Raw genomic sequence first — 5,192 nt, forward strand, 5'->3', positions numbered from 1 at the left:
CGCCGTCCGTATGGGCGAGCAGCGTAATGAAGCGGCTTTTTTTGATCTCTTCAACGACGATTACCGGCGCCGCAGGGATTAACCAACTGTCCATTACGCCAGTTTTAAATCCCGTGTCATGTTTTCGATATTGTTCTCGTGGACCACCACGTTATCTTCAATACGAATACCGCCGAACGGTTTCAGGGCTTCAATTTTCTGCCAGTTGAAGTGTTTGCTGAACTGCCCTTCACGCCACGGCGCCAGCAGCGATTCAATGAAGTAGATGCCCGGTTCGATGGTCAGGACCATGCCCGGTTGCAGAACGCGGGTGCAACGCAGGTAAGGATACTTCGACGGCGCGGCCAGATGCGTACCGCTGTCATCTTGCATAAAGCCAGCGACATCGTGTACCTGCAGGCCCAGCGGGTGACCAATACCATGCGGCATAAACGGCCCGGTAAGATCGTTTTCCACCATCGCCTCTTCACTCATATCGGTGATGATTTGATGCTTACGCAGCAGCTTCGCGATGCGCTGATGGAACTGAATGTGATAATCCACGTAGCTGGTGCCCGCTTTCATAGTGGCAATCAGCGCCAGTTGCTCGTCATTCACATCCTTCACCAGATGCGCATAGTCGTTGTCGCTTTTCGCCGACCACGTACGCGTCAGGTCTGCTGCATAGCCGTTGTATTCCGCACCGGCGTCCAGCAGGAAACTGCGGATTTCAGACGGAGCCTGATGATCCAGCCTGGTGTAATGCAGAACCGAAGCATGCTCGTTAAGCGCCACGATGTTGCTGTACGGCACGTCGGTGTCGCGATGACCGGTAGCAGTCAGGTAAGCGAGGTTGATGTCAAACTCGCTCATCCCGGAACGGAACGCTTCTTCCGCGGCACGGTGTCCATTCACCGCCATTTTCTGTGCTTCGCGCATACAGGCCAGTTCGTAATCTGTTTTGTAAGCACGATAATAATGCAGGTAGTCGATAACCCCTTTCGGGTTGATATTGCTGGCCGCGATGTCCAGCTGCAGCGCGCGTTCCGGAACCGGACCGATGTAACCGATATTGCCGCGAGCAGCAGGCAGTTGGCTACCGATACCATCAGCTTTTGGCAGCGCGATGATCTCAATTTCTTCCGTCCAGAAGGAGGTCGGCAGCGGCTCAACGTTGTGCCAGTAATCGACCGGCAGGTAGAACCACAATTTCGGCTTATTCACGCCATCCACCAGCAACCAGCAGTTAGGAACCTGCGTTACAGGCACCCAGGCTTTGAATTGCGGATTGACCTTAAACGGGTAGGGATGATCGTCGAGAAAGACGTTAACAAGTTCTCCTGAGTGAATAAGTAACGCATCCAGCTTGAAGCGCTCCAGCGCGTCGCGCGTCCGTTCTTGTAGGGTAACGATATGATTTTTATAGAGTGCGGCCAGTGATTCCATTTTCTATCCTTCTGTTTTTTTGACCTCAAGTGTCCGCATCTTAGCACATCGTTTTGTGAGTGCGTGATTTCTGCCGAGCGTGATCAAATCGTCATTTCTTTAATCATTCATTTGCATTTTTTTAACATAAAACACACACTTCGATTCATCTGGTATGACCAGATCACCTTGCGGATTCAGGAGACTGACATGCTTTACAAAGGCGACACCCTGTACCTCGACTGGCTGGAAGATGGCATCGCCGAACTGGTGTTCGATGCCCCAGGTTCAGTCAATAAACTCGACACGGCCACCGTTGCCAGCCTGGGCCATGCGCTTGACGTGCTGGAAAAACAACCGAATTTAAAAGGGCTGCTGCTGCGTTCTAACAAAGCAGCCTTTATTGTTGGTGCCGACATCACCGAATTCCTTTCACTGTTCCTCGTACCTGAAGAGCAACTGAGCCAGTGGCTGCATTTTGCCAACAGCGTGTTTAATCGCCTGGAAGATCTGCCTGTTCCGACTCTCTCAGCGGTTAACGGCTATGCGCTGGGCGGTGGCTGCGAGTGTGTCCTGGCGACCGATTATCGTCTGGCTACGCCGGACCTGCGCATCGGCTTGCCAGAAACCAAGCTGGGCATTATGCCAGGCTTTGGCGGCTCCGTGCGTATGCCACGTATGCTGGGTGCGGACAGCGCGCTGGAAATTATTGCTGCGGGTAAAGATGTGGGTGCTGAGCAGGCGCTAAAAATCGGTCTGGTCGATGGCGTAGTGAAGCAAGACAAACTGCTTGATGGCGCGATCGCGGTATTACGTCAGGCGATTAACGGCGACCTCGACTGGAAAGCCAAACGTCAGCCGAAGCTGGAGCCGTTGAAACTCAGCAAAATTGAAGCAGCAATGAGCTTTACCATCGCCAAAGGTATGGTGGCGCAGACGGCAGGTAAGCATTATCCCGCACCGATTACCGCGGTAAAAACCATTGAAGCAGCGGCCCGTTTTGGTCGTGAAGAAGCGCTGAATCTGGAAAATAAAAGCTTTGTTCCACTCGCGCACACCAATGAAGCCCGCGCACTGGTTGGAATTTTCCTTAACGATCAGTTCGTGAAAGCCAAAGCCAAAAAGCTCACCAAAAATGTTGAAGCGCCAAAGCAAGCGGCAGTGCTGGGCGCAGGCATTATGGGCGGCGGCATCGCTTACCAGTCGGCCTGGAAAGGCGTGCCGGTTGTCATGAAAGATATCAACGACAAATCATTAACGCTGGGTATGACCGAAGCGGCCAAGCTACTGAACAAACAGCTGGAGCGCGGCAAAATTGACGGTCTGAAAATGGCGGGCGTTATTTCCACCATTCACCCCACCCTCGACTATAGCGGTTTCGAACGCGTGGACGTGGTAGTTGAAGCGGTCGTAGAAAACCCAAAAGTGAAAAAAGCGGTACTGGCGGAAACCGAAGATCAGGTTCGCCCGGACACCGTACTGGCTTCGAATACTTCCACCATCCCAATCAACGAACTGGCCAGCGCGCTTAAGCGTCCGGAAAACTTCTGTGGGATGCACTTCTTTAACCCGGTGCACCGTATGCCGCTGGTTGAGATCATTCGCGGCGAGAAAAGCTCGGATGAAACCATCGCTAAGGTTGTCGCCTGGGCAAGCCAGATGGGCAAAACGCCGATTGTGGTTAATGACTGCCCTGGTTTCTTCGTTAACCGCGTGCTGTTTCCCTATTTTGCCGGTTTCAGTCAGCTGCTGCGCGACGGGGCGGATTTCCGCAAAGTCGACAAAGTGATGGAAAAACAGTTTGGTTGGCCGATGGGCCCGGCTTATCTGCTGGACGTGGTAGGTATTGATACCGCGCACCACGCGCAGGCGGTGATGTCCGCAGGCTTCCCTCAGCGTATGCAGAAAGATTATCGCGATGCGATAGACGCCCTGTTTGATGCTAACCGTTTCGGGCAGAAAAACGGTCTCGGATTCTGGCGTTATAAAGAAGACAACAAGGGCAAGCCGAAGAAAGAAGAAGATGCCACCGTTGACGATCTGCTGGCAGAGGTCAGCCAGCCGAAACGCGACTTCAGCGATGAAGAGATTATCGCCCGCATGATGATCCCTATGGTCAACGAAGTAGTGCGTTGCTTGGAAGAAGGCATTATCGCCAGCCCGGCAGAAGCCGATATGGCGCTGGTATACGGTCTGGGCTTCCCTCCGTTCCATGGCGGTGCGTTCCGCTGGCTGGATACGCTCGGCAGCGCGAAGTATCTCGATATGGCTCAGCAGTATCAGCACCTTGGTCCGCTGTATGAAGTTCCGGCCGGTCTGCGTGATAAAGCGCGCCATAACGAACCGTATTATCCCCAGGTTGAGCCAGCCCGCCCGGTTGGCAGCCTGAAAACGGCTTAAGGAGTCACAATGGAACAGGTTGTAATTGTTGATGCGATCCGTACCCCGATGGGCCGTTCGAAAGGGGGCGCGTTTCGGAACGTGCGGGCAGAAGATCTCTCTGCACATTTAGTGCGTAGCCTGCTGGCGCGTAATCCGGCGCTGGAGCCAACCGCGCTTGATGACATTTACTGGGGCTGTGTGCAACAAACGCTGGAGCAGGGTTTCAATATCGCCCGTAATGCCGCGCTGCTAGCGGAAGTTCCGCACTCCGTTCCGGCCGTCACGGTCAATCGCCTGTGCGGTTCGTCCATGCAGGCGCTGCACGATGCGGCACGCATGATCATGACTGGCGATGCTCAGGCGTGCCTGATTGGCGGCGTTGAGCATATGGGCCATGTGCCAATGAGCCACGGCGTTGATTTCCACCCGGGTATGAGCCGCAACGTGGCGAAAGCCGCAGGGATGATGGGCCTGACCGCGGAAATGCTCTCCCGCATGCACGGCATCAGTCGTGAAATGCAGGACGCTTTCGCCGCACGTTCACACGCTCGCGCCTGGGCTGCAACACAGTCTGGCGCTTTTAAAAACGAAATCATCCCGACCGGCGGTCATGATGCCGACGGCGTGCTGAAGCAGTTTAACTACGATGAGGTTATCCGTCCGGAAACGACCGTTGAAGCGCTCTCCACCCTGCGCCCGGCGTTCGATCCGGTGAACGGAACGGTGACTGCCGGTACCTCCTCTGCGCTCTCCGACGGCGCAGCGGCGATGCTGGTAATGAGCGAAAGCCGCGCCCGTCAACTGGGTCTGACGCCGCGTGCCCGTATTCGTTCGATGGCTGTTGTCGGCTGCGATCCGTCAATCATGGGTTACGGCCCGGTTCCGGCCTCAAAGCTGGCGCTGAAAAAAGCGGGGCTCTCCACCAGCGACATCGGCTTGTTTGAGATGAACGAAGCCTTTGCCGCTCAGATCCTGCCGTGTATTAAAGATCTGGGGCTGATGGAGCAGATCGATGAGAAGATCAACCTCAACGGCGGGGCGATCGCCTTGGGTCACCCGCTGGGCTGTTCTGGGGCGCGTATCAGCACCACCCTACTCAACCTGATGGAACGCAAAGACGTGCAGTTTGGTCTGGCGACGATGTGTATCGGGTTAGGTCAGGGTATCGCAACGGTATTTGAGCGAGTTTAATCAAAGCATGCCGGGGGCGCTTCGCTTGCCCGGCCTACGAAATGTTATCTCAAAGCCATTGGTGCCAGAACAAGGCGGCAAGCGAATGAATCCCGATGAGCTTACGTATAGTAAGTGATTCGGGTGAATGAGCGAAGCCAACACAGTTATGGTGCCAATGGCGAAGAGAGAAAGTTTAGTTGCCGTTCTTCCCGCCTGTCAGGGGCGGGGTTTTT

Annotated in this window: 3 protein-coding genes and 1 pseudogene; 2 read left to right on the forward strand and 2 right to left on the reverse strand. The window is 54.7% G+C overall.

Features of this window, described 5'->3' with window-relative positions:
* Both FDW87_RS22130 and pepQ read right to left on the reverse strand, forming a co-directional pair.
* A pseudogene (locus tag FDW87_RS22130) lies at positions 1 to 94 on the reverse strand (IMPACT family protein); the annotation flags it as partial.
* Positions 94 to 1,425: a Xaa-Pro dipeptidase gene (gene pepQ, locus FDW87_RS08540; RefSeq protein ID WP_016155150.1), complete on the reverse strand. Its 1,332-nt coding sequence runs from the start codon at positions 1,423 to 1,425 to the stop codon at positions 94 to 96. The gene pepQ and the pseudogene FDW87_RS22130, both read right to left, overlap by 1 nt.
* A 189-nt stretch (positions 1,426 to 1,614) precedes the next feature.
* Between pepQ and fadB the strand changes: the two genes are divergently transcribed.
* Both fadB and fadA read left to right on the forward strand, forming a co-directional pair.
* Positions 1,615 to 3,804: a fatty acid oxidation complex subunit alpha FadB gene (gene fadB, locus FDW87_RS08545; protein WP_046274896.1), complete on the forward strand. Its 2,190-nt coding sequence runs from the start codon at positions 1,615 to 1,617 to the stop codon at positions 3,802 to 3,804.
* 9 nt (positions 3,805 to 3,813) lie between these two features.
* Positions 3,814 to 4,977, forward strand: a complete 1,164-nt coding sequence (fadA, locus tag FDW87_RS08550) for an acetyl-CoA C-acyltransferase FadA (protein ID WP_137379639.1) — start codon at positions 3,814 to 3,816, stop codon at positions 4,975 to 4,977.
* Positions 4,978 to 5,192 lie beyond the last annotated feature (215 nt).

This window comes from Citrobacter sp. wls826 (assembly GCF_005281245.1).
GTDB lineage: Bacteria > Pseudomonadota > Gammaproteobacteria > Enterobacterales > Enterobacteriaceae > Citrobacter > Citrobacter braakii.

Bases quoted from the DNA above. Each gene is read 5' to 3' on its own strand.
- pepQ (WP_016155150.1), bottom strand. From the start codon at position 1,425: ATGGAATCACTGGCCGCACTCTATAAAAATCATATCGTTACCCTACAA.
- fadB (WP_046274896.1), top strand. From the start codon at position 1,615: ATGCTTTACAAAGGCGACACCCTGTACCTCGACTGGCTGGAAGATGGC.
- fadA (WP_137379639.1), top strand. From the start codon at position 3,814: ATGGAACAGGTTGTAATTGTTGATGCGATCCGTACCCCGATGGGCCGT.